22 protein-coding genes are annotated in these 21866 nt (G+C 44.9%); 15 read left to right on the top strand and 7 right to left on the bottom strand.

Going from position 1 to position 21866, the window contains the following annotated elements:
- Positions 1 to 64: 64 nt before the first annotated feature.
- The 3 genes from DMB82_RS15500 to DMB82_RS15490 are packed head-to-tail and all read left to right on the top strand — an operon-like array spanning position 65 to position 1959.
- Positions 65 to 526: a hypothetical protein gene (locus DMB82_RS15500; protein WP_044206263.1), complete on the top strand. Its 462-nt coding sequence runs from the start codon at positions 65 to 67 to the stop codon at positions 524 to 526.
- Between the two features lies 1 nt (position 527).
- The gene (radC, locus tag DMB82_RS15495) at positions 528 to 980 is read left to right on the top strand and encodes a RadC family protein (RefSeq protein WP_044206258.1); all 453 of its coding nucleotides are present in this window, start codon (positions 528 to 530) and stop codon (positions 978 to 980) included.
- A 46-nt stretch (positions 981 to 1026) separates the two neighbouring features.
- Positions 1027 to 1959 (top strand): tyrosine-type recombinase/integrase, encoded by a 933-nt coding sequence (locus DMB82_RS15490; protein WP_116164551.1) that lies wholly within the window; start codon positions 1027 to 1029, stop codon positions 1957 to 1959.
- A gap of 3 nt (positions 1960 to 1962) precedes the next feature.
- On the opposite strand, the gene DMB82_RS15485 is transcribed toward DMB82_RS15490, so the two are convergent.
- Both DMB82_RS15485 and DMB82_RS15480 read right to left on the bottom strand, forming a co-directional pair.
- A complete protein-coding gene (locus tag DMB82_RS15485) occupies positions 1963 to 2271 on the bottom strand; it encodes a hypothetical protein (protein ID WP_105879238.1) in 309 nt (102 codons plus the stop codon).
- A gap of 80 nt (positions 2272 to 2351) precedes the next feature.
- Entirely contained in the window at positions 2352 to 3020 is a 669-nt protein-coding gene (locus DMB82_RS15480) for a hypothetical protein (RefSeq protein ID WP_116164553.1), read from the bottom strand.
- A 232-nt stretch (positions 3021 to 3252) separates the two neighbouring features.
- On the opposite strand from DMB82_RS15480, the gene DMB82_RS15475 reads away from it, so the two are divergent.
- The 3 genes from DMB82_RS15475 (at position 3253) to DMB82_RS15465 (ending at position 6108) form a co-directional block, all read left to right on the top strand.
- A complete protein-coding gene (locus tag DMB82_RS15475; protein WP_105879240.1) occupies positions 3253 to 3447 on the top strand; it encodes a helix-turn-helix transcriptional regulator in 195 nt (64 codons plus the stop codon).
- A gap of 53 nt (positions 3448 to 3500) precedes the next feature.
- A complete protein-coding gene (locus DMB82_RS15470) occupies positions 3501 to 4289 on the top strand; it encodes a hypothetical protein (RefSeq protein ID WP_228400001.1) in 789 nt (262 codons plus the stop codon).
- Positions 4290 to 4446: 157 nt separating this feature from the next.
- A complete protein-coding gene (locus DMB82_RS15465; protein WP_105879241.1) occupies positions 4447 to 6108 on the top strand; it encodes a DUF927 domain-containing protein in 1662 nt (553 codons plus the stop codon).
- A 112-nt stretch (positions 6109 to 6220) separates the two neighbouring features.
- Here the strand turns inward: DMB82_RS15465 and DMB82_RS15460 are convergent, their stop codons facing one another.
- Positions 6221 to 6682 carry a hypothetical protein gene (locus tag DMB82_RS15460; protein ID WP_105879242.1) on the bottom strand — a complete coding sequence of 154 codons (462 nt, stop codon included), beginning with the start codon at positions 6680 to 6682 and terminating at the stop codon, positions 6221 to 6223.
- Between the two features lie 1035 nt (positions 6683 to 7717).
- Here DMB82_RS15460 and DMB82_RS15455 point away from each other — a divergent pair.
- The 9 genes from DMB82_RS15455 to DMB82_RS15415 all read left to right on the top strand — a co-directional run bounded on the left by DMB82_RS15455 (position 7718) and on the right by DMB82_RS15415 (position 19692).
- Positions 7718 to 9190, top strand: coding sequence for a hypothetical protein (locus DMB82_RS15455; protein WP_105879243.1), 1473 nt, complete (start codon positions 7718 to 7720; stop codon positions 9188 to 9190).
- A gap of 420 nt (positions 9191 to 9610) precedes the next feature.
- Entirely contained in the window at positions 9611 to 10846 is a 1236-nt protein-coding gene (locus DMB82_RS15450; protein ID WP_116164555.1) for a hypothetical protein, read from the top strand.
- Positions 10843 to 11394 (top strand): hypothetical protein, encoded by a 552-nt coding sequence (locus tag DMB82_RS15445; RefSeq protein ID WP_105879245.1) that lies wholly within the window; start codon positions 10843 to 10845, stop codon positions 11392 to 11394. The genes DMB82_RS15450 and DMB82_RS15445 overlap by 4 nt, the downstream gene beginning before the upstream one ends.
- 9 nt (positions 11395 to 11403) lie before the next feature.
- Positions 11404 to 11859: a hypothetical protein gene (locus tag DMB82_RS15440; RefSeq protein WP_105879246.1), complete on the top strand. Its 456-nt coding sequence runs from the start codon at positions 11404 to 11406 to the stop codon at positions 11857 to 11859.
- A gap of 16 nt (positions 11860 to 11875) precedes the next feature.
- Positions 11876 to 15313: an AAA domain-containing protein gene (locus tag DMB82_RS15435; RefSeq protein WP_125176142.1), complete on the top strand. Its 3438-nt coding sequence runs from the start codon at positions 11876 to 11878 to the stop codon at positions 15311 to 15313.
- Between the two features lie 653 nt (positions 15314 to 15966).
- Positions 15967 to 16164: an HNH endonuclease gene (locus DMB82_RS20810; protein ID WP_105879411.1), complete on the top strand. Its 198-nt coding sequence runs from the start codon at positions 15967 to 15969 to the stop codon at positions 16162 to 16164.
- A 244-nt stretch (positions 16165 to 16408) separates the two neighbouring features.
- A complete protein-coding gene (locus tag DMB82_RS15425; protein ID WP_044206245.1) occupies positions 16409 to 17182 on the top strand; it encodes a type IV toxin-antitoxin system AbiEi family antitoxin in 774 nt (257 codons plus the stop codon).
- Positions 17175 to 18092 (top strand): nucleotidyl transferase AbiEii/AbiGii toxin family protein, encoded by a 918-nt coding sequence (locus DMB82_RS15420; protein WP_105879248.1) that lies wholly within the window; start codon positions 17175 to 17177, stop codon positions 18090 to 18092. The genes DMB82_RS15425 and DMB82_RS15420 overlap by 8 nt, the downstream gene beginning before the upstream one ends.
- Before the next feature lie 805 nt (positions 18093 to 18897).
- Positions 18898 to 19692 carry a DUF4225 domain-containing protein gene (locus DMB82_RS15415; protein WP_116156346.1) on the top strand — a complete coding sequence of 265 codons (795 nt, stop codon included), beginning with the start codon at positions 18898 to 18900 and terminating at the stop codon, positions 19690 to 19692.
- Positions 19693 to 19706: 14 nt separating this feature from the next.
- On the opposite strand, the gene DMB82_RS15410 is transcribed toward DMB82_RS15415, so the two are convergent.
- From DMB82_RS15410 to DMB82_RS15395, 4 genes are all read right to left on the bottom strand, one after another.
- On the bottom strand, positions 19707 to 20051 hold the full coding sequence (locus DMB82_RS15410) for a hypothetical protein (protein ID WP_116164557.1): 345 nt from the start codon (positions 20049 to 20051) through the stop codon (positions 19707 to 19709).
- Complete coding sequence (locus DMB82_RS15405) at positions 20044 to 20379, bottom strand: hypothetical protein (RefSeq protein WP_039557101.1); 336 nt, start codon at positions 20377 to 20379, stop codon at positions 20044 to 20046. Before DMB82_RS15405 ends, DMB82_RS15410 begins: the two co-directional genes overlap by 8 nt.
- 71 nt (positions 20380 to 20450) lie before the next feature.
- Positions 20451 to 20930 (bottom strand): Hcp family type VI secretion system effector, encoded by a 480-nt coding sequence (locus DMB82_RS15400; protein ID WP_010296476.1) that lies wholly within the window; start codon positions 20928 to 20930, stop codon positions 20451 to 20453.
- 258 nt (positions 20931 to 21188) lie between these two features.
- Entirely contained in the window at positions 21189 to 21818 is a 630-nt protein-coding gene (locus DMB82_RS15395; RefSeq protein ID WP_116156100.1) for a glutathione S-transferase family protein, read from the bottom strand.
- Positions 21819 to 21866 lie beyond the last annotated feature (48 nt).

Here is a 21866-nt window from a genome sequence, read left to right as displayed (position 1 = left end):
AGGGATACGTGCGTCTCAACAAGGTGAGCTGGACTGTCTTTGCGGTGCTTATTGTGTGGTTAACATGCTGAGCTGGCTGTATGACGGCAGGGTGAAACGACGCCCGTTAATGAACCGGCTTGTTCAGGCTTATCAGCAGCACTGGCCTTTGCATGAATGGCTGACTGAAGGGATTGGGGAGGATCGGCTCGACTTGCTGATGGCTCAGGTGTTGCAGAAAGGGTATTACAGCCGCCAGTTCCCGGTTGAAATCACTAAACCCTTTGCCGCGAAGCGTGGCTTAACCGACGGACGACTTTTCAGGGAAATGCAGCGGTTTCTTGATGTCTCTGACCACTCCCGTCTGATTATGCTCAGCGACCAATTTCACTGGTCTCTTCTGGTCAAAATGGATGAGGAAACGCTCTGTTTCTTCGACAGCAATGGACGTACAACAATGCCCCGTAAAGCTTTCTCCCTACGTGCTGGTGTGACCCGCCGTCAGCTGTTTCCTGATGCTATTTATTTCATTGAACGGGAGTTCTGATATGACCATGTTTACCCTGCGTGAAACCCGTATCCTCGATCAGGCGCGTGACATTATTAGCCGGTACTACCAGCGTGGCGTTCAGCTCTGTTCCCCTGATGATGTTCGACAATGTGTGATGGTTGAGCTGGCGCCGCTTGAACATGAAGAGTTTGGCATCATCCTGCTCGATAATCAGAATCAACTGCTGCACCGCGAAATCCTGTTCAGAGGTACGTTAAACTCGGTCAGCGTTCACCCCCGCGAAGTTATCAAGCGTGTGCTGAAACATAACGCCGCCGCCGCGATCCTTGTTCACAATCACCCCAGCGGCCAACCAGAGCCCAGCCGTTGCGATATCCAGTTGACCAAAAAGCTACAGGAGTTGCTGGAAATGCTGGATGTACGGTTGCTTGACCACTTTATCGTGGCCGGGACTGAAACGGTGTCGATGGCTGAACGAGGGCTGGTGTGATGCAGAAAGTTACTTGGTTTAATGTACGTTATTGCGGGTTAGACGCATGAGCAGGGCTGCGTTGAGCCAGGCCGCGCCAGTGGTGCAAACCACCGTGTTCGATGCGTATATCAACGGTCTGGCACCATCGGGGTGGCGGGGTATCACCAGCCTGTTAAACCGCAGCGCCAGCATACTTAAACGCGGTGCAGATGCAGCAGGTTACCCGTGGGAGCAACTTAACTACGCCGCCGTCGCTAAAGTGCGTGCGGCATTGCTGGATGACGGTTACGCCGTGTCGTCGGTGAACATGGCGCTGTCAGCACTCCGGGGCGTGGCGCAGACGGCCTTTAACCTCAATTGCCTTGATGCCGAAACGTTGGCACGTATCCGGTCAGTTAAGCGCGTGAGCGGCGATATCCAGCGTAAGGGAAGGGCGTTAGACAGACATGAAATCCGGGCACTGATTCAGGCCGCTAAACAGCATCCGCAATCGGTACGGCGCTGTCGTGATATCGCCATTGTGCTGACACTTTGTGGAACGGGTCTGCGGGCCGGGGAACTGGTTAAACTTGAGCGCCGGGACTATGACAACGGTATCCTGACAGTGAGGCAAGGGAAGGGGCGAAAATACCGTGAAATTCACGTAGCGGATGCAGTGAATAAGGCTATCCGCGCATGGCTGAAAATTGTTGGTGTGAAAGAGGCCGGGGATGCGTTGTTTAACCGTATTCAGCGCAACGGCAAGACCTCCAGGCAGCCTCTGACTACAACCGGGTTAACGGGTATCCTGGCAGAGTTACAGCACAGGTCAGGCATTGCTCGGTTTACCCCGCATGATATGCGGCGCACCTTCATCACCCGGTTGCTGGAGCAGGGCGTGGATATCAATACCGTGCGCCAGCTGGCAGGCCACAGCGACATATCTACGACGACGCGCTATGACTGTCGTGGTGAGGCTATGAAAATCAGTGCCAGCAAGCGGGTTAGATGCTGGTGACGGCTAAAGAGGTAAGTCCCGCTCTGCAACACCTTGTTCAATCAGCTCATGCCGACGATGAGCAATTTTATTTAATTCATCGCTATTAACGCCACTTTCAGCCAGGTAAACCACGAATTCCCAGCGGGGGGGTACATTATATAAGATGATCGGCATCCCACTTTCTTCAAGTAATGTTGCTACCATTGAGGCTAATTGCCGCGTTCCGCCAAACCAGTAACGCCCAATTTTTCCGATAGATTCAACAGCAGGAACATAGTGCTGTTTGAATACTGAGGCCCGAAGTGCGTCATGGTCGATATCAAATGTCATCGTTTATTTCCCCTGTAGTCGCTGTTGCAGTAACATTACACGTTCTGAGGCAATCCACCACCAATCACTTTTTCACAAAATCACTTTCCAGAATCACTCAGATTATCCACGGCAGCAGGCTGGATAGGGGGATATTGAATCCCTTTCTCATTAAGCTTCTTGATTTCATCGTTTACCCACTGAATGCTCAGCAGATCATCAACCTGAGAAACATCCCAGGGTAATGGCGTTTTGCGTGAACCCCGTCGACTGGCAATGATATTCGCGGGAGACTGGTATCTGTCGTTTTGCATCTCAATGGCAATTAACTGATGGGGCAAACCAGACAAGGCCCTGTAGGCAACAGCCTGATGCAGATCGTACAGTTCCTGTGCGCGCGGTGTCTTTGCCGGAAGAATGTCAGGCAATGCACCTTTACTTTTCTGCAAATACATTTCTTTATAGAACTTACTCACGCAGTAGCTGACGACTTTGCTGAGGGCATCCAGATCTTTACGGGTCTCATTCAGGTCATAGCCCCGATGATCCCGGTAGATTTCCTCCAGCTTTTGCATGACACCCTGCCCGACACGCAGCTTTAACGTTGTGAAGCCCGATTTCTCATGGATTGACTCCGTTTCACTCTTGTAACGGGCGTTTCGGGACCTTCTTGTCTTCCTGGCATGAGTTCCTTCAGTCGGATCTTCCGAATGTTTAACTATTTTTTCGACTAACTTGTTGTTTGTGTTTTCTGATTTAATATTTTCCATTTTAAACTCCGTTGTTCCTGATTTTGGTAGATTAAAATATTATCTTATTTTGGCAGGTGAGCAAAAAGCATTCGTGTGCTTATCACATAAATAATCCATCTTACGGATTAAAGCAATCTTTGCTCTTTACCTTATTAAAATGTGAGAGGCACACTAATTTATGGACCAGGAAGGCCTATTGTATGTATCGTTCAGGCCGCTATTATGTTCTCAACGAAACGTAGGAGGACTTATGAATAAAGGCCGTTTAATTAAAATAGATGAAGTGACAAGATTATGTGCAATATCCCGTGCGACATTATACAGGATGCTCGCCAGCAAAAATTTCCCCCTTCAGGTATTAGTAACAGGGGGCCGTGCTGTCGCATGGTATGAGGCAGACATTTATAAATGGATTAATGAGAGGCCATCAAAAAAAGAGGAATAATGTTGATATTGAATAGGCGAATCCCGTTGGCCTGGCTGTCTCAGGAACTTGAGATGCTGGCGTTGTCAATACCGGGTTTTGAAACGCCAGAGCAGGCAAGAAAGGAAAGGGCGTTCAGGATAGCCAGTTTATCCACATATACCGGAGCACGTTACAAAACGCTCTGTGCAAAATTAACAGAATGCCACCCGAAATACCCGTGTAACAGCGCAGCATGCCCGGAATGCCGCAGGCGATATCGGTTGAAGATGACCCGTGAAGTTCTACGTTTATGCAGCAAGACACACAAGTGGCGCAATGTGACATTGGTTTTCTACCAGGATGCGTTCACAGATGTAGAAGCACCCGCATGGTCGCCAGATGCTCTGATTGCACGTCTCCAGCGGTGGTTAAAAGAATGTGGATTCAGGTATATGGTGATAGGTGGTTTCGAAATGGATTACCACACAGACACCGGATTGTGGCTACCTCATTTTCACTTAATCACTTTCAATGAAGAGGAGGCATTAAATAAACTTAGGAATAGGATGAAAAATAAACGCAATATGTCGGTAAGAAAGAACGTCATTTCTAGACCAATGTTTGACACTGGAATAGATGATCCGGAGAAACAAATAAGCTATTTATTTAAGACGATATGGTGGCGTGTTGAATCGTATAAAGAAAACACGCTTACATTTATCAACGATAAGAGTATTAAACCTAAGCGCCGGACTATAAAACGCAGATTACGTCCCAGGCAGCATGCTCATTCATTAGTGATGATGGATAAGCAGGGAATACAGACATTAACCTTTATGTATAAGGTGAGACGTTATGGTGATCATTTGTTGATGAGCTAAGAGAGCAATATCCCTTCAAGAGCGATTAAAGGTTAGTGCAGTCGCAAAGGAATGCAGAAACCCGTTGAAACGTTGATACAACACTACTCACATTATTCTGTGTGAGTAAGTTTACGCATGTCAAAAAATGAAAAATTGATTAATAAATGGTGGGTATATGAAAGTGAAAAAAACAAAAGATTTTCAGGGTATTGGCGTTAAGCTTATTGCCATTTCCCGAATGAATGAGAAAAACAACAGCGCCTGTCGCTTGGTCAGCATTTATAGCGAAAATACAAATGGATGCATTGAGTCAGTGATCCCAAATGTAGCACTAGCTAATAAAAATGAGGTGATGAAAATTGTACTGAAAGCAGGATATCCACCGTCGTTACTGGCTAACAATAAAGAGCTTATCTACGAAGAGGTAATTAAATCGGTTTCAGTCTATTTTATGCTGTGTAACAGCCCTGGTTTTAATTGTGGGGTCTACCTGCGTGCAGATGACAGGATTGTTGGTGAAATAAAAGGAGATAAGCCGGTTCTTAATCCGTTTGCCAAAAATCATTTTCCAAAGGAAGTGAAGCAGCGCACTTTGAAAGAGTGGAAGGAGCAGGTGGCTAGTCTGGCTGGCTACAGCTCTCGTCTGATGCTGGCGGTTTGCTGTGGCTTTACAGGGCCATTACTCAAAATAGTTAACATGGAAGGTGGAGGTTTTCATCTCTGGGGAACCAGTAGCATGGGTAAGAGCTCATCAGCTGAGATGATGGCTTCTATAGCAGGCAGGCCTTCGGATATTGTGACATTGTGGAGCAATACAGATAAGGGGCTGGAAGAGATTGCGGTTGCGCATAACGACAGTACTCTGATCCTTGATGAAAGTAAGTTACTCGACAAGGATCCTGTATCTGCGGCCAGGATAATGCAAAACCGGGTTTATACGTTATCCGGAGGGAAAGGAAAGCTAAGGTCTGCGCTGTATGAAAATAACGTCCCTGAATGGCGTGTAGGGGTATTTAGTACCGGAGAGCTGAGTCTTGCACAGCATGCAGAAGCAGGGAATATTGAACGTCTGAACGGTGAGAATGTGCGTGTCATTGATGTTCCCGCTGATGCGGGATGTGGGTTGGGGATTTTTGAGCGTTTGCCAGCAGGGAGTAATTCAGGTAACGAACTGGCGAATGATATAAAGCGTGTCACCCGCTGTTATTATGGTTCGGCAAAACCCAGATTCCTGGCTAAACTGGTTGCCGATTTGCAAAGTGATCCAGAGGAACTTAAGGCGTTAATAGAAAGTGAGATGGACTATTTTATTGAGAAGCATGGCGTTGATATGAACTCCGGTATAGACATGCGTATTGCCAGTCGGTTCGCACTGGCTTATGCGGCGGGTTTTATTGCATCAAAATATAAAGTCTTTCCGTTCAGACCTAGGGTCATCCTCGAAGCTATATCAAAGTGCTATCTTGATTCTGTGGCTAATCAATGTAATCCACTCTTGAAGATAACCGAAATGCTGCCTAACGCACTGATGAAAGTTATGGCCTCTGATGAATTGTTGGACCTTTCGAAATCTAGCGCAGAGGATGCCAGGAATGAAATGGCTATTATTCATTTTATCAAAAAAACTCAGGTTATCGCTGTTAAGAAGAATTTCGTTCATAATTTAATTAGCTTGCAGGCTCGGAAAAACATATTCCCCAAAATGACCAGTGGCGGGCTGATGTTATCCGATTCTCAAAAGCCTTTCAGCACCATCCAGATCAAGCATGTTGACGGAAGTTATGAGCGGCGCTACTGTTTTGTACTCAGCGAAATAAATAAACTTATTGTTGATTAATAAGTGTCAAATCATAGGCCCCCTTTTTGAGGGCTTTTTTGCTATGTATTTCGGGGTGGCTATATTAATCTATAATTGCGATCCCTATTTAGAGTGGTTTCATATCAGCGTCTTATGCTTTACGAAATTTCTTCATATCAACATCAAAATAGGGAGTCAAAATCAGCTTTTCAAATAATTCATATTCATGACGTGGCACTTTCGTGAATGTAGAGTTATCGTTTGGCGTCCACCATTTTTGCTCTCCTGTGTATCTTTCCTGATTTTTGGCCTTGAGTATCAGACGAAACGGCCTGTCCATCCAACCGCCACTATGTTTTGTGAAGTAGTTAACAGGACCTGTGAATTGACCAAGCAGGTACACCCCTTGGTTTCCGTGAGTTAGGTAGAAATAATCACCAATCGGAGCATTTGCAAACTCCTCTGCTTGGCTGACAGACGACTGTCCCTTACCAGCGGTTGTACGATGGATGTAGACGAGTTTTTCATCAATGCATTCGACCATATCCAGGAATGAGAACTCCTTCCAGCCATGTGACAGCTTCCAGAAATTGGGCATCAAATCGGTATTCATAAGCCTCTTAACCTTACGTTGTAAGTGATCGCAATCTGTTGAAATACGGGTTCAACATGGTGACCATTCTGTCGCTGAATACCCATAATCGCAACAAGGTTTGTTGATGAGCTTTTCGCTGAAATCGTTCAAAGAGGGTATCGGGAGGGTATGTAGATGCGTTAACTCGCATAGTTGCTGAAAATGGGCGATCAACACTACTCAGCACTGACAGGCTAATGATGACGAAAATATTTGGCGCTTTGAAAAAAAGTGATTTAGTGATTGCGATTCTATGGGCACGTTTGGTTTCTGGTTGTTAAACTCTGCTGGAAGTTACAGAGCCTGTGTACCGATTTTCATCAATAATCAGGTCATAAGTCGACGAACTGATGCCTGGTCCTGGGGTTCATCATCTACCTGTAGCACACTGAATCACTCGGCAGATTTACAGGTCGGTCACCTCACCGCTTGCTCGGCTAGAGGCAGAGCAGAAATATATCATTTGTGAAATAGCTCCGCTTTAAACCGCCCAACGTTGCCAGGTTTTGCTATGGTTGACCAGCTAACTACCGGTGTTGCTGGGCGTCAGATTGGCACCTCGTACAATGGTAGGGGTAAACTGGCGATGGGTTTTGCGGATCCTGAAGATGGCAAGGATCGGCGGTTTTGAGTGAAATCCAGGAAATAACGTGCGTCTACCACCGCAATCTATTAGCCCCTGACCGTTATTATACCGCCTAATAACGGGTAACGTTGGGGGTGACCGCTACTCCCATTCTGGCTAAGCTGGGAATTAATCGCTCCTTCAGTCTACCAGGTATATTACTGTATCTATTAAGCTCTATAGGTACTGTATCTCTATATATTGTATATATGGTTTATCCATACTATAGCCATTATCCTGTATCAGCTATCATGAGGCTCCAGCCTCCAATATTATTATCATCTAATAACCATCTGAACCTTGTTGGGTTCACGCGTGATTTTGCGTAATTCAGTTGTAAATAAATGGGGTCAGGGCATGGTGCTCTGGTTTCTATATACAGGTGAATTATGAAGTCATACATTACGCATAACAATATTCTTGTGACAGATTCAACGCTGGATTATTTCAAGAAGATTATTTTCAGTATTCCTTATAATGGCGTGCCAAGTTTACGGCGTCCTTTTTATCGTAATATTTCAGTATTTCTCCAGCACGTTATTTGTGTCGCTACCTGTAGTCGTAAGAACAGGAAAAAAGCAAAGATTCAGGTGGGTAAGAAATGGTCTTATTCTGTGCCAGTACCGTTTGAGTTGGGTCGGGAGAAACTTCCCGGAGTATTCAAGAAAAGTGGGCCGACCCATGAGCGTGCAATGGAAGTACTTGAAAAGGCTGGAATCATCAAACTAACCGGTTATTCCAATGCTCAGCATTCGTGCCGGGAATATGCTGTTTCTAAACGTTTTCTGAATAAGTTGTTTGGAAATGACAGGGAGGCATACCTTAGCCGTAAGGATCGCTACCATTATCTGACGGACATTTTCACCAAGCGTAAAAGTTACTCCTTTGATGATCTGATTGGAGCTGCGATTGACCGTGGGCAGGATGCTAAACATAAGCAGTCTAAGCGCGATATCCCTAACGCTGCCTTCAGGGAACTCGTGGTGAGTGTATGGAACAACCTTGAGCCGCTTGAAATCAATCTGGATGCACTACTTGCTTATCATCGCAAACATCCCACAGATAAGAACAAAATATTCATTTTTAACTTCCTGTCGCAACTGGCTGAAACAGGTGTAGATTTGGTAAAGGAATCACCGTTAACGGTTTCTTACAGGCAATCGTATAAAACGGCCAGCATTGGCGGGAGATCCTTTGAGGTTGGCACTGGCTTCCAGAGTCTACCGTCTAAAATGAAGTGGGCGTGTCTGGCACGGGGGCATAATTATGACATCAAGGGATGTCAGCTTGAGATCCTTCGCCATGAACTGCTGAGTATTGGTATTTCGGCAAAGTCGTTGAAAGTATTGGAAACGAGCTATATCTGCCGGGTGTTACGTGTCGCGGAGGAGCTGGTAAAGCAATTTAGGTTCTCCAGCGTATTCAACGCCGGGTTCGTTACGCTATCGCTAAAATCCAGTACCAGACGGTTGTTGAACCGTGAGTTAGGTAAGACAAAAGCAAAGCAAGTACTGGAACACTGGAAGCGCCTTCTGAAACCCTTAAGGCGAGATCTGGCCGTGCTGTTGGATCATTACGAAGGCACAGCTAAAACCAACCGTTATGGCAAATGCGTTACCAATGCGGTGGGGCAACCATTCAACATTACCTTTAAAGATGTGGCAACTCGTAAACGCTGGAAATCAGATGTGATGCGCCGGAAGCTGTTGTCGCACATGTTACAGGGGTTGGAAAGCAAGGCCGTATACGATTACGTTGCCAGCCATAAGGGTGTGTGCGCACTGGAGCATGATGGGTTTGTTACACACCAGAAGGTTACGGACTGGTCTCATCCATATCTTTTGATTGAGAAAAAGCATTAAAGGGAGCCACTCAGTTAGCTAAAGTTTATCCCGGTTGATAAACTTGACAAGATATTTGAAAAGCTCTTTCATGATGTGCATAGCCAGCAGGTGATCCATGTCGGCTTTGAGCGAGGAGCGGAAGTTTGCTTTAAGGGTAAATCCACACTCTAAAAGAGAATGGTCCGTTTAACAGGAATGCTTACACAGGACTTGCGCTGAGGGAGGGATATCCATTGCATCATTACATTTTCAGCGAGGATGATAACTATCCTGACACTGAGGGATATGAATAAAAATTGTATTGACTCAAAAAAATTATATTATTCATTTTATGAATAAAATTTTTGGTTACATGTAGTTATATCTACAGTACTGACGCAAACGTTAATTTTTGCCTGCAGTATGTTTGTATGTAACTTAACGATTGCGAGAAAGAGTATGTCCAGTGGTTTTTTTGCTAATATGAGTGCTTTTCTGGCTGCAATAGGGCAAACTCAACAACAGCCCACTCATTCATCACAAAACACAAAAAAAACGACTCTTCATGTGTCCGCTGCATCGGCAAGACCAAAAGTTGTGGTTGAGGTGGTGGTGAAAAAACCAGGGCATGGTTCGGATAACCCAGTCCGTTATGATACAGAACCCCATATAGAGCGGGCTGCTTCTCAATTACCTGCCGAGCTGGCAGTATTTATTCCATTTCGCAAATATACCTTAATCCTGCGCCACCAGATCCTCTCTAATCTCGGTAAAGTTTCGCAGTTTGTTCTTCAATCGTTAGCTACAGACGGATTCGGTATTGACGATGTTCTGCGTATTACCGGACTGTCAAACGAACATCTATCGCCGATTCTTGAACGCCTTGCTGGCCTTGATTGGTATGAGCCTGCCAGTAGAACCCTTACGCCTAAGGGAAAAATCATGGCACAGGCTGCAACCCTCGCAGGGCAAAAATTTTCCCTCTGGATTGATGGCTACGATCCTTATTCCTCTTCTCAGTTTGTACTCGGTGATGAAGCCCTGCTGCCGAAAGAGGCTGTATCGGCAAAAACAGTTTTACCTGAATTTGAGAGTGACTGGAATATTCTCAGTGTCTTACAGCAACAGCGGCTCACGCGGCGACTCAGTGCAGGAAAGAATAGCCAGGGTGAGCTATTGCCGTTGTTGAAACAGTTATGCGATGTCGCTTTTCATGATGTCATCGATCAGCAGGATAAAGCCTGGGATTTCAGACTGGAAATTGACCGGAGTGTTAAATCTTGTAGCTACCTGGAACTGACATTGCCAAAAGGGTTGCCTCTCGGTGAGATAAAATCAAAATCATTATCGTTATATGCACCGATAGTGAATTACCGTCTGAATTACAGTTTGTCGCCCTGGTTAGGGACTGACATTTCGCTACCCGCTCCTCAGAGTCAGGCATTTTGTCTACTGACTGGAGAGAGTCTCGATGCTGCCGGGCCGAGTGATGCCACCAGTTCATGGCCACTGGAGGCGATGCTGGCGCGAGCGGAGTTACTGGCAAAAATTCGTGCGTTTTCACCCGCAGTTGATCCGCTGATCGGCCAGGAGGTTTCATTGGCGCCAGCGACGCGAAAACTCGCGCTAAGTTTCGGGACGATTGCCGAAGAACTGGCCAAAAATGTGGCGTTGCTATCGGAAACTGAACAATGAAAACGGTCCCCCTTTTTGATGTCAATTTACTCGGCGATGTTTTCACTGAACGACAGTCCCGCAACCTACGGGCTGGGAAAACGCTGTTTCAGCTGGTAACAAAAGGCGCAAAGTCTTTGAACGCCGCCGCAATATGGATGGATGCCGCTAGCTCGGTGATGGATTGTATTGGTGCCTATTTACGCTACCAGCAAGCAAAAGAGATAACCGCACAACTGGAGTCTCAAAAAGAGGCCCTCGACAAACAAATCGAGAATTGCCGAAAGATACTGCAGGTAGAACAGCAAGTTTGGCAGGAGGAACAACAAAACAGGCTGGAAGCGCTGGATGCTATTTTACGTCGTGACCGACAGTCATCGGTGCAACTTCTACGCATGATTAGCGGCTATCGTAATTCGATGGACCTTCTGTTTGTTGAATTAACAAAGATACGCCATAAACCTCATGCCCGGACTCCCGAACTCCTCGCACTTGTCAACAGTGTCGATAAGTTAATGCAGGCCCAGCTAAGCTGTCTGGTGGCAGCCTTTGATGAGCCAAATTCATAAGAGAATACGATGATGAAAATGCCCGCAAAGGTTCCGCAAAAAAGTAAGCCTCCAAAAATGACAAAAACTGGCGGCGCTAACAGTTCTACCAGGCCAGATATTGATGTCTCTCAAATGTTTAACTCCTTGAATCAGATTGCTAGTGCTGCCATGGGCCTCGCAAGTGAAAAAGAGCGCACCGAGCAGGTAAAAGCGCAGAGCTTGCGTGATATGCATCTGTCAAATAACGAAGTAGAAATAGCCCTTCGGCAACAAGCCATCCGCCACGATGAGTTAATTACCGAGCGTATGGCGCTGGAAAATTCCCGTCAGAAAGCGGACAAAAAACATGAGGAATGGATGCACGACTACGAGATGAGAGAGAAAACTATCGAGTTATTACGTGAAAGAATTCGACAAGGGGTCGCGACAGCAGCAGATCTTGAAATGCTGGAGCGTCTCCATACACCTTCCTCTGATCAGTGAATGCGGGGTCATTTAAGTGTTTCCCTTGATTGCCGTCGGTATCACTCTTGTTGCAGGAGCAGTGGCCTGGGTACTGGACTCCGCCACAGAGCAGGAAGAACGCAGACATAATGAACTGCGTGATGATATAAAACACCGCAACCAGCAACTACGTGATGCCGAACGTGAACGTGAGACACATAAGCTGGAGCAACTGAAACGGAGTACTGCTCAGACGCTGGCAAAGCTGGAAACACATCGACAGGAGTTGTTCGCGAAAATCAAGCCAATTGAAGACGAGTTATGCCACCTACCGCGTAATATCGAGGCTGAACTTCGACAAGAGACGCTCAGCCCCTATCGCCGTAGAGCTCTTCAGCAAACCTTTTGTAAAATTGAAGATGCTTTGTCGAGGTTACAGGCCTACAAAGCCTATATTGATTGGTATAAAAACGATCTTCAAAAGCATAGAGCCACATTGGAGAGTGAGCCCAATGTACAACAGCTTGAGGCTCTCCTGAATAATCTGCAGCCGCCTTCACCAACACTGCCTACGGAATGGCTGTATCCGGGTAAAGTGTTGCTGATTGAGCACGACGAAATCGATGCGGATTTACCTTTCAACAGCCGTCTGCACTTATCCAACAATACGGGGCTGCAGGGCTGGAGCAATGATTTTCAACAAAGTCAGTTGCTCAACTATCAGCAAAGAGATGCCATTCCAATACAGGTCCTGAGCGAAAAAACAGGCAAAAATGGTCGTCGGATTTTTTATGGCTGTATTGCCCGGGGCATCGCCTATGTTGATCACATCCTCGCCGGAAAGCCCCTGACGTTTGAAATAGAAAAGAAATTGCACAAGGGTTACCTGGCCAATACGGAAGGTAAGGCGATCAAAGCATTTTTACCCCGTCAACTGACGAGTAACCCCTTAATTGATTTAATCCCGGGGCAGACTATCGAAGCCTGGCCTGACTTGTACACTCTGAAACTGGATGATATTCCAGGGGGGGATGAGAAGAATCGTCGAATTCAAATCTGCATGTTGGGTAATATTGAACCTGGCACCGTTGAAAATTCGCAGCTCTATCTCTATCTGGAATCTAAGGAATTGCGTGAACAGTGGCAAACCTCGCTGTACGCGGATGATCCCACACCCTGGCTTCTTCTGTCCAGTAGCGAGAGTGGTATCACCATTGCCCGTAACCAGGTCTGTTGTGAATGTCAGATAGATATTGAAGGGGCCTGCCTGCGGGTGACCCATTTCTCTGATTTCCAGCTTAATGCTGAAGGTTACGAATTACCCTTTACCTTGATCCCGGCAGATGTACGTCTGGAAACTCAATTGTTACGCAGCCCTGACGCTCTGGAAGCATTAATCGGATTTATTAATAACGTCACTAGTCATCGCCAGGATAATACAGCCCGTCTGGCCCAAACCCGATTGCTTGCTCAGTGGGGAGAGGTCCTGGACTACCAGCAACAACAGAATGAGTTTCATCTGCTGGGGACGATCGATGATGTCAGTCAGGAGGGATATAATGTCATCATTGTTTTCCGATCCGCGGCAGATCAGTCGACAGCAGTTAATGCGTTTCTGAAGTCTTTCAGAGATGTCTTGAAATCAAAATTCACTCCTCAGTGTCGACTTGCTTACTGGGGAGAGGGGGTTCCTGAACAATTTAACTGGCTGGAATCCCTGGCATCATATGAAAGACGGCAGTTGAGTGTCTCTGAGCAGGGCGGCCAATTTACATTTTGTCTGCCTGCGGCCAAGGCGAAAACGATGCTGGCAGCATACGATGCCGATCCACAACGATGTCTGTTACGTTTGAGTTTGTATCTGGTGGACGCTTCCTTAGAGCGTCAGCGGGATGCTCTGGACGCCTTTCGAAATGATTTACTGGTAGAGCCACGGATAAAAGATATCCTGCTGGCCCCGGCATCCTACAGTGCTGAACAAGATAGTTTCTGGCAAGCACGGCAGCGTGAGGGATTTATATGGCAAAACCAGCAACTGACAACGGCTCAGAAACAGGTTATTGAAACCGTATTGTGCGAAAAATACCTCGCTCTGATCCAAGGGCCGCCGGGTACCGCGAAAACCACCTGTATCGTTGAACTGTTACATCAGATTTATGCCTATCGCCCAGAAACGCGAGTTCTGCTGGTGTCTCAACAGCATGCTGCGGTGGATAACGCTCTGGATCGCTTTATAGAGTCACATAGCCAACAGCTAGAAACCAAAGAGATTCGTTTGCTGCGTATTGGTCCGGAAAATAAGGTCGAGGGCAAATTACGTCAGTTTACCATTCAGCAGCGCCAGCATAAATTTGTGCAAAAAAGTCGGGCTGCTGCTACAAAAGCAGTGACGGCAGCAGGAGAAGCGCAGGCAGCCTTGGCCTGTAGATGGCTTTATGACGTATTAGGGCCTGACGACGAAGAAGACGGCCAGAACAGCCTCGATCAGGAGCTTATCTGGATGCTGCTGAGCAATAACAACCTTGTAGGGGCGACGTGTGTCGGACTTGCTTCTCGTAAGCAGAGTATCGATCAGCTACGTTTTGATATTGTCATTATTGACGAGGCTGGGCGTTCAACGGTGCCTGAATTGATGATCCCAATGCTCAGGGGGAAAAAAGTGGTGCTGATCGGCGATCATTTTCAGTTACCTCCCAGTGTCGCGCCACTGTTACAGACGGATGATGCCGCCGAAAAAATGCCGTTTTTACAGAAGTGTTTCCTGGAAACCAGTTTTTTCGAAACGCTTTATACGCGACTACCTGAGTCATCCACCCGCTTCCTGAGCGAGCAATTTCGTATGCCAAAGCCAATTGGTGATCTTGTTGCGCGGCTATTCTATAGCCCTGGTGGGGAGCGTTTACTGCACAATGGGCATATTAAAGATACGTCGGGCTTTATTTATCCTGAGTCACTGATATGGAGAGATATCCGGGGTAAAGAAGAGCAGGAGGGGACGAGCAAAAAAAATTATCAAGAAGCGAAGGCGATTAAAACGTTCTTGGTCAATTTAGCAATGCAGAAGAGTACTGAACATAAAAATGTTGCGGTGATCACGCCATATGGCGCACAAAAAAGGTTGTTGCGTACGCTACTCGGACAGGTGTGTGAGGAAAGCAACGGTGAGTACCAGTTAGGTCCTTATCATATTCGAATCAATACCGTGGATAGCTTCCAGGGAAGCGAAGCCGAAATTGTGTTGTACTCTGTGGTGCGAACCCATGGCAATCTGCGCTTTATTCTTGATTGGAAACGTTTAAACGTCGCATGCTCCCGGGCGAAGGAGAACTTAATCTTTTTTGGGGATTACACTTTCCTGAAGAGAAAATGTTCCCCTAACGGTGAACGTAATCTTTTTGCTGAAGTGATCGAACAGATACCCGATGCGGGTAAAATTTTGCACAAGTCGAAAAATCATCAACCTCAACACGGGAAAAATATCAGTAGCGATTAAATGACCGTATCTCTCTGATTAATTTAGGCCGTATACAGTTTGCTATTTCAGCTATATACGTGCCGACCAGAAGTGTCAAGGGTAACGGAACGGTGATTGATATTCTTACCCAAGCCTAATTGAGGTTTAAGCATCCCTGCAAAGACTCGATTATGTGGGTGTAGTGTCAGACTTGTAATCACACTATACGGAGTGAATCGGGAAATACGGTACGAAAAGCCTATTTTTTAATAGGTTACGTTGTTGCAGTAGGAGCTGCTCCTGCGCTATACGGTGTTTGGCTGGCTTTTGAGGTAATGAGATCACCTTACGCAATAACTTAAAAGCGATAACTGATTACATTAAATCAATCAATTACTTATTCTGTAGGTTAAAAATCATCCTAACGTACGTTACTTCCGCTCCTGGCACTAAGCGGTCAGGTTGAAGAACCGTATGACCTGCAATGGGTGAAAACGGAAGTCTGTCCTTTACTAAATCTTTGACAAAATGTGTCCGTAACTGGCGGCGTAATTTACGAAATGTCGGTGTTAGGTATCGGGTAAATTAACTAAAGCTCAGGAGCATTCTGAGAAAGTCTGTCAGGCAAAGGAGGCAGCAATGGCAAAGCGGTGCAGAGACAAAAACACACTTTCGGTTGAGCAGTTAATGGCATCCTGCTGTCACCAACCCTGCACAGGCTGTTTGATCGTCACCTGATTGGCGTTAACCCTGAATCACTGACAGTTCATTTCAGAGTTGAAGCCGAACTTCCTGAATTAGAAGGAAGGACGATCACACCTCTGATTTATAACCTGGACAAAGAAAAACTAGGCCTGCGCTGGGTTGAATATCAAAAAAACTGGGGATGAACATGATGCTTTGTTTAAGCGTCATGGGATCAAAGTTAGCGGTCAGGCTCCCGTGTGGACTATTTGTCCGACATGAGTGAGCAGCGGACGTTAATATATTTATGCCTACAATGAAGGATGGCTACGAAAGCCGTTGCTATTCAGTCATACCCCATAGTGTAGTTGGGCTGCTCTCCATCACTATTGACATATTTTCAACTCGAGAGTTTACTATTTATGTTTTTATTAAACCAAAAGTGAATGTATGTCATCAAAACTAAACTGGCTTTTGCAGAACACTGCACCGGGCTCTTTGGTATTACAGTCTTGGCTGACAAAAAACGGTATTAGCCCTTCTTTAGCCAATAAGTATATGCACAGCGACTGGCTGCAAAAGCTACGTGCTGGGGTATACGTGCGGAGTGGGCGTGAAGCGCAGTGGAGTGATGCCGTTCTATGCTTGCAAAATCAGCTTGGGATTTCTGTACATCTGGCGGGGCTTACTAGCCTGACTTATCAGGGGCGATCTCATTATCTTCACTTAAAGCATCAGGCCATTTGGCTCTGTGTAGAAGATAAAGCTTCTCTGCCAAAGTGGTTCAAAGAATTCCCCAATGTCGAGTGGCTTTTACTTTCTAATCAGAAGCTCAATATGAATGATGAAAAGTATCTGACAGAGATCGAAATTAAAGGGGAGCTGTTGAAAGCGAGTGTGCCGGAACTAGCGGCTTACGAGATTGCTAATGCAGTCCCTGGTTCGCTTTCATTTGAGCACGCTGCGGAGTTGTTTCAGGGGCTGGTAAACCTGAGTCCGCGTAAAGTTGAAGTATTATTGCAATCTAGTCGAGCAGTGCAAACTAACCGCCTTTATCTGTTTCTAGCCGATCACTATGCTCATGCATGGGGTAAGCGAATAGATAAAGCCAACGTTGAGTTAGGGGCCGGAAAACGGCAGATCGTATCGGGTGGCAAACTGGATCAAAAATATCAGATCACCGTTCCAGAGCGTTTTGTTAGCAAAGGGATCTCACATGGATAAGCAATCACCTTATTATCGGCAAGTTGCGTTGCTGCTCAGCGCATTACCTGTAGTGGCATCAGAGCGATGCTTTGCACTAAAAGGAGGAACGGCAATAAACTTGTTTGTCCGTGATTTTCCACGTTTGTCGGTTGATATCGATTTGGCTTACATTCCGCTGGAAAGCAGAGATGTGGCATTGCCAAATGTTCGGGCTGCTTTGACGCGGATTGCTGAAATACTGCAACAACAGGTTGGTATTTCGGCGGTACTACAAACGAATAATCCTGATGAAATGCGCATTGTGGTTTCTTCTCCGGAGGCGCAGATAAAGATAGAAGTTTCGCCTGTTGCACGAGGCACACTGTATCCTCCAGAAGAACGTGACGTTGTTGAAGCGGTAGAAGACGAATTCGGTTTTGCTACTATTCCGGTTGTATCGCTTGCCGATCTCTATGGTGGAAAGCTTTGCGCTGCATTGGATAGGCAACATCCCCGTGATTTTTATGACGTCAAAATGCTACTCGAAACGCAAGGTATTGATCGCCACATTTTTAATGGTTTCATCACCTATCTACTGGGACATAAGCGCCCGTTATCAGAAATCTTAGATCCTCATTGGAAAGATATTTCTTTGCCATACGCAAATGAATTTAACGGAATGACATTCGATACGGTCTCTCTGGAAGAACTCAATGCGATACCCAACTTGATGGTCACCGCCCTCAAAGCACAATTCACGCAGCAGGATTATGACTTTTTGATGTCTTTCAAAAGTGGTCAACCGGACTGGAGTCTAGCGCCTGAAGATCAGATTCAGCATCTGCCCGCGGTTAAGTGGAAGTTGCAAAATATTGTGCGCATACCAAAAGATAAGCATATTCAGGCGTTGGCGAAGCTTGAGACGGTTCTCGCTGAGTGGATAAGGTAGTTTAGCATTTTATCTGTACATTCACCTTTAGTGTTACTATGCGATTTTTAATAAACCGCACGTACTAATCAGCTAAAGTACAGCATGGTAGTAATAACAGATAAATCAACTGGTTACGTAAGTGTAGGTTAAAGCGTAGGTTTTACTGACTTTATCTAAATAATCTCTATTTATCAGTACTAACACACCAATGCATCATTGGTGTGTGGGCAGTGAAGTCCTTCTCTGTGGCTTCATTCATATTGATTTTACTCAGTTTTAACGCTTTTGTTCGTTCAGGTGATGGCGCTGGGTTTGATGGTCAACCTTGCTGATGGCGCATCACCTGAGCATTGAAATGGAATGCCAGAAGTATACTGACTGATGGATGAAAAACATCACCCGCGAATGCGCTATCTTACCACTGGTGGCCGTTATTTGGCGTCAGACGACGTTACCAGACTGGGACCGGGATGCGTATGCGATTTTTCCTCTATCGCTCAGGCGCGCGAGGCGGCTCGCAAGTTTGTCCGGAAAAGGTATAAGGTCAATAAGGTGAGGATTAAGTCAAATCGGGGAACAATCAATGTTATTGAGCTTATAATGGGTGGCATTTTTGCCTAATGCCGAAGTCAATCATAGGGTAAGATTACAGTAGTAAAATAAGGTGTCAGTCTCCGCAATGGGTTCAAACAACTGGCTCGTCAGGAATTGAGAAAGCAACGGATTGAGCCGAAGGGCTGAAAGTTAGCTGATTAGCAGAACAGATAACCAAGGGAATGGTATTAATGGTTATCAATGTTCTTTAACGTCAAGGATGCGAAATATGGACAATTACCTAAATAGAAACAGCGTTAATAATCAATATTTTTTGTCCATGGCTCAGGCCGCCGCGTTTGATCTAATAAAAACGGCCAGAATTGTTTCCTCTCGTCATATTAACGATCTCTTTCTTAAAGCAAAATTTGAGGATGAAATTCGACGTTTTTCTAATGGCAATCTGGACATTGTTAGAAATGCCAGTAGCTCATCGGAATGTCAGGTTGCGATTAATAACATCAAGGAAGAGTGTGCCAATATTGAAAAACAGGGAACAATGCTTTCTCTTGAAAAAGCCAAGGTATTTATTACCATCAACATGGAGAAAAGAGAGAAGGAAATTGGTTATACAATAAATGCAATTGGTGTGATGGTTGGTGGTGCTCAGTTTGTTTCTGGATTTGGTATTCTTGCTGGTGCAACAACATATATTGGGAGATTTATTGGTGCTCACATTGCCTTCACTGGTGCAAGTTCATCCATAGAGAGTTTTTTCCATCTTATTGGGGATGATAATGAAATTGGATTTATGAAGTCTGGCTATATACGTACGGCAGAATTTCTGGGGTTTGATAAAAAATCAGGCCTGTTGGCTTATCACTCAGTCGATCTTGTCACTTCATTCTATGGTATCGTCAAATTAACACTAAAACCTGATGCTTGGCGGCTTTTTCGATATATTCCCAGTGATTATTATAGAAAAATAAACACGATGAGCAGAGCATCGCTGATGTTGAAGATGGTTGGGGCTGGAAATAAGATACGGATAATGTCTGATATATACAAAGATGATTCTCTTTAATCTAATGGGCTGAGTCAGCCCATCTTACTTTTTCTCTTTAGATAAGAATATGATTTATATGCTAAGTTCATTGGGGTAAGGTAATATATAGGTAAAATAAAAAATACTGTAAGGATAAAATGAACCAATACTTCCACTCCATCATTGGAGATATTAAATATGGCATTGATAATAAATGAAGAGATAAGAATTGCTAATATGAAAAATCCATTTAAAAATGCCTTTTTCAGTGAGTGTGTTAACCTCGATAAGGTTTCCTCACTATTCCCTCCACGAGATATTAAATTTCTCATTTTTGCAATATCGTTTTGTGTGAACCCATTTTCTAAGAGCTCTTTTTCTATCTCTTGGTCATTCATGTTTTTTCTCTTTTATTATTTTATATGACTTATATGCTAATTTCATTGGAGTAAGATAATAGACTATAAAAACAAAAATAAGTGTAAATAAAAAATATACCGAAATTACAATAATGTCATCTCTTATAGTCAGGATTGCTATAAATATAGTAATTAGAACAACGCATAAAAAGCATCCGGTGTGAAATCTGTTTTTTAGCGTGTGCGTTAACATCAATAATGTCTCTTCACTATCCTCACCACGAGAGATTATTTTTCTCATGAAGTTAACATCATCCTGAGTGAAGCCATTCTCTAAGAGTTCTTTTTCCATTTCCTGATCATTCATTTTTTATCCCGATTTTATTGTGTTTGATAGGGCGTAGAGACATTTTAACACTATCGCCCATCAATTATGTATTAGTAAGTCGAATCAGTCCATAAGAGGAAAGAACTGGTTCTTGCTACCACATGCTCCCATTCGATTGATGCAAATTTGAACGAAATACTTTCCTGTGGCTGGGTTTCATTATGTGTCAATGAGTTAGGATAAAAAAACTGAATGTCATTGATAACCGCATCTCTCAGCACCATTTTAAAATAGAGTTCGTTGCCACCGGATTGTGATGTCCTGTAAAACAGAAATTCACAGGTTAGTTTTTCGTTATCGCCTAATGCCTGAGCAATAAGTGGGGTGGCTTTATCTATCGGCTTTCTTATTTCTACGGGATTGAGAGCAACATTATCCTGTCGAGTTATTCTATTCATTAACTCATAAACAAAAATCTCATCTTCATGAGCGATCTGATACTTGTTACCAATCGAGTCTGCACTTGAACAGCCCGCAGAGATTAGACCTTGTTTGATGCCGGTGAGTTTTAGATAGATCAAATTTGCCATTATTTATTCCTTAATGTTGTCCATAATCCAGCCCCCATAAATCCTTTTTCCTTATGGGAGGGTAATTTCTGCATTTTTTAGTCAACGAGTCAATAGTGGTTATCGGGCGATGTATATAACTTGAAATGCTTTTTTTTGAATTGATTAATATGATAATTATTTTTAATTTAACTAATATTAATTAGAAGAGGGGAAGCTGGGCGCGCGAGGCCGTTGGCAATTTTTCCAAAGTATGTCGTGATGCCTCGCGCTGATCCCTTATTCTGCGCGTGATTCAATGGCCTGAATTTTTTGCCAGCTCGGCAGATTTTTCAGGCGCTGTGAGTAGCGCTGAATATTCGGGAAGCGCTCGCTGGGAACGAGTCTCTCCACGACGGTGTTAATAACAAAGCCCAGCATAATATCTGCGCCGCTCAGTTTATCGCCCACAATAAATTCCCGTGAAGATAGCGAATCGTCTAAGAATGAAAAGACTTTCTCGAATTCGTTGTCAGCGTAATTTTCGAGAAAATTCAGTGTAGTGCCAGTGTTCTTTTCAAACTCGCCGAAGATCTTCAATAAAACTGGGAGCATGGCGGAGCTTTCTGCAAAGTGTATCCATTGCAGATAGTCAATGTATTCGGCAGCGTTTGCATCCGGGGCTAGGTGCTTTGCGTGGCGATTGATCAGGTATTCCACGATAGCGCCGGATTCTGCAATGATCTTGCCATCTTCTTCAATCAACGGTGATTTACCTAAAGGATGGATCGTTCTCAAGGAGGCCGGTGCTAAATGCGTTTTTTCATCCCGCTGATATCTGACGAGTTCATAGGGTATCCCCGCTTCCTCAAGCAGCCAGAGGATACGAACAGACCGTGAATCATTAAGATGATGCAATTTTAATCTCATATCGCGCTTCCTTAAGTCCTGATGGTTTGAGCTAATAGCCATGATGTT

This window comes from Pectobacterium aquaticum (assembly GCF_003382565.3).
GTDB lineage: Bacteria > Pseudomonadota > Gammaproteobacteria > Enterobacterales > Enterobacteriaceae > Pectobacterium > Pectobacterium aquaticum.
The sequence above is the reverse complement of the archived record's forward strand: the minus strand, read 5'-3'. Positions and strand labels throughout refer to the sequence as shown.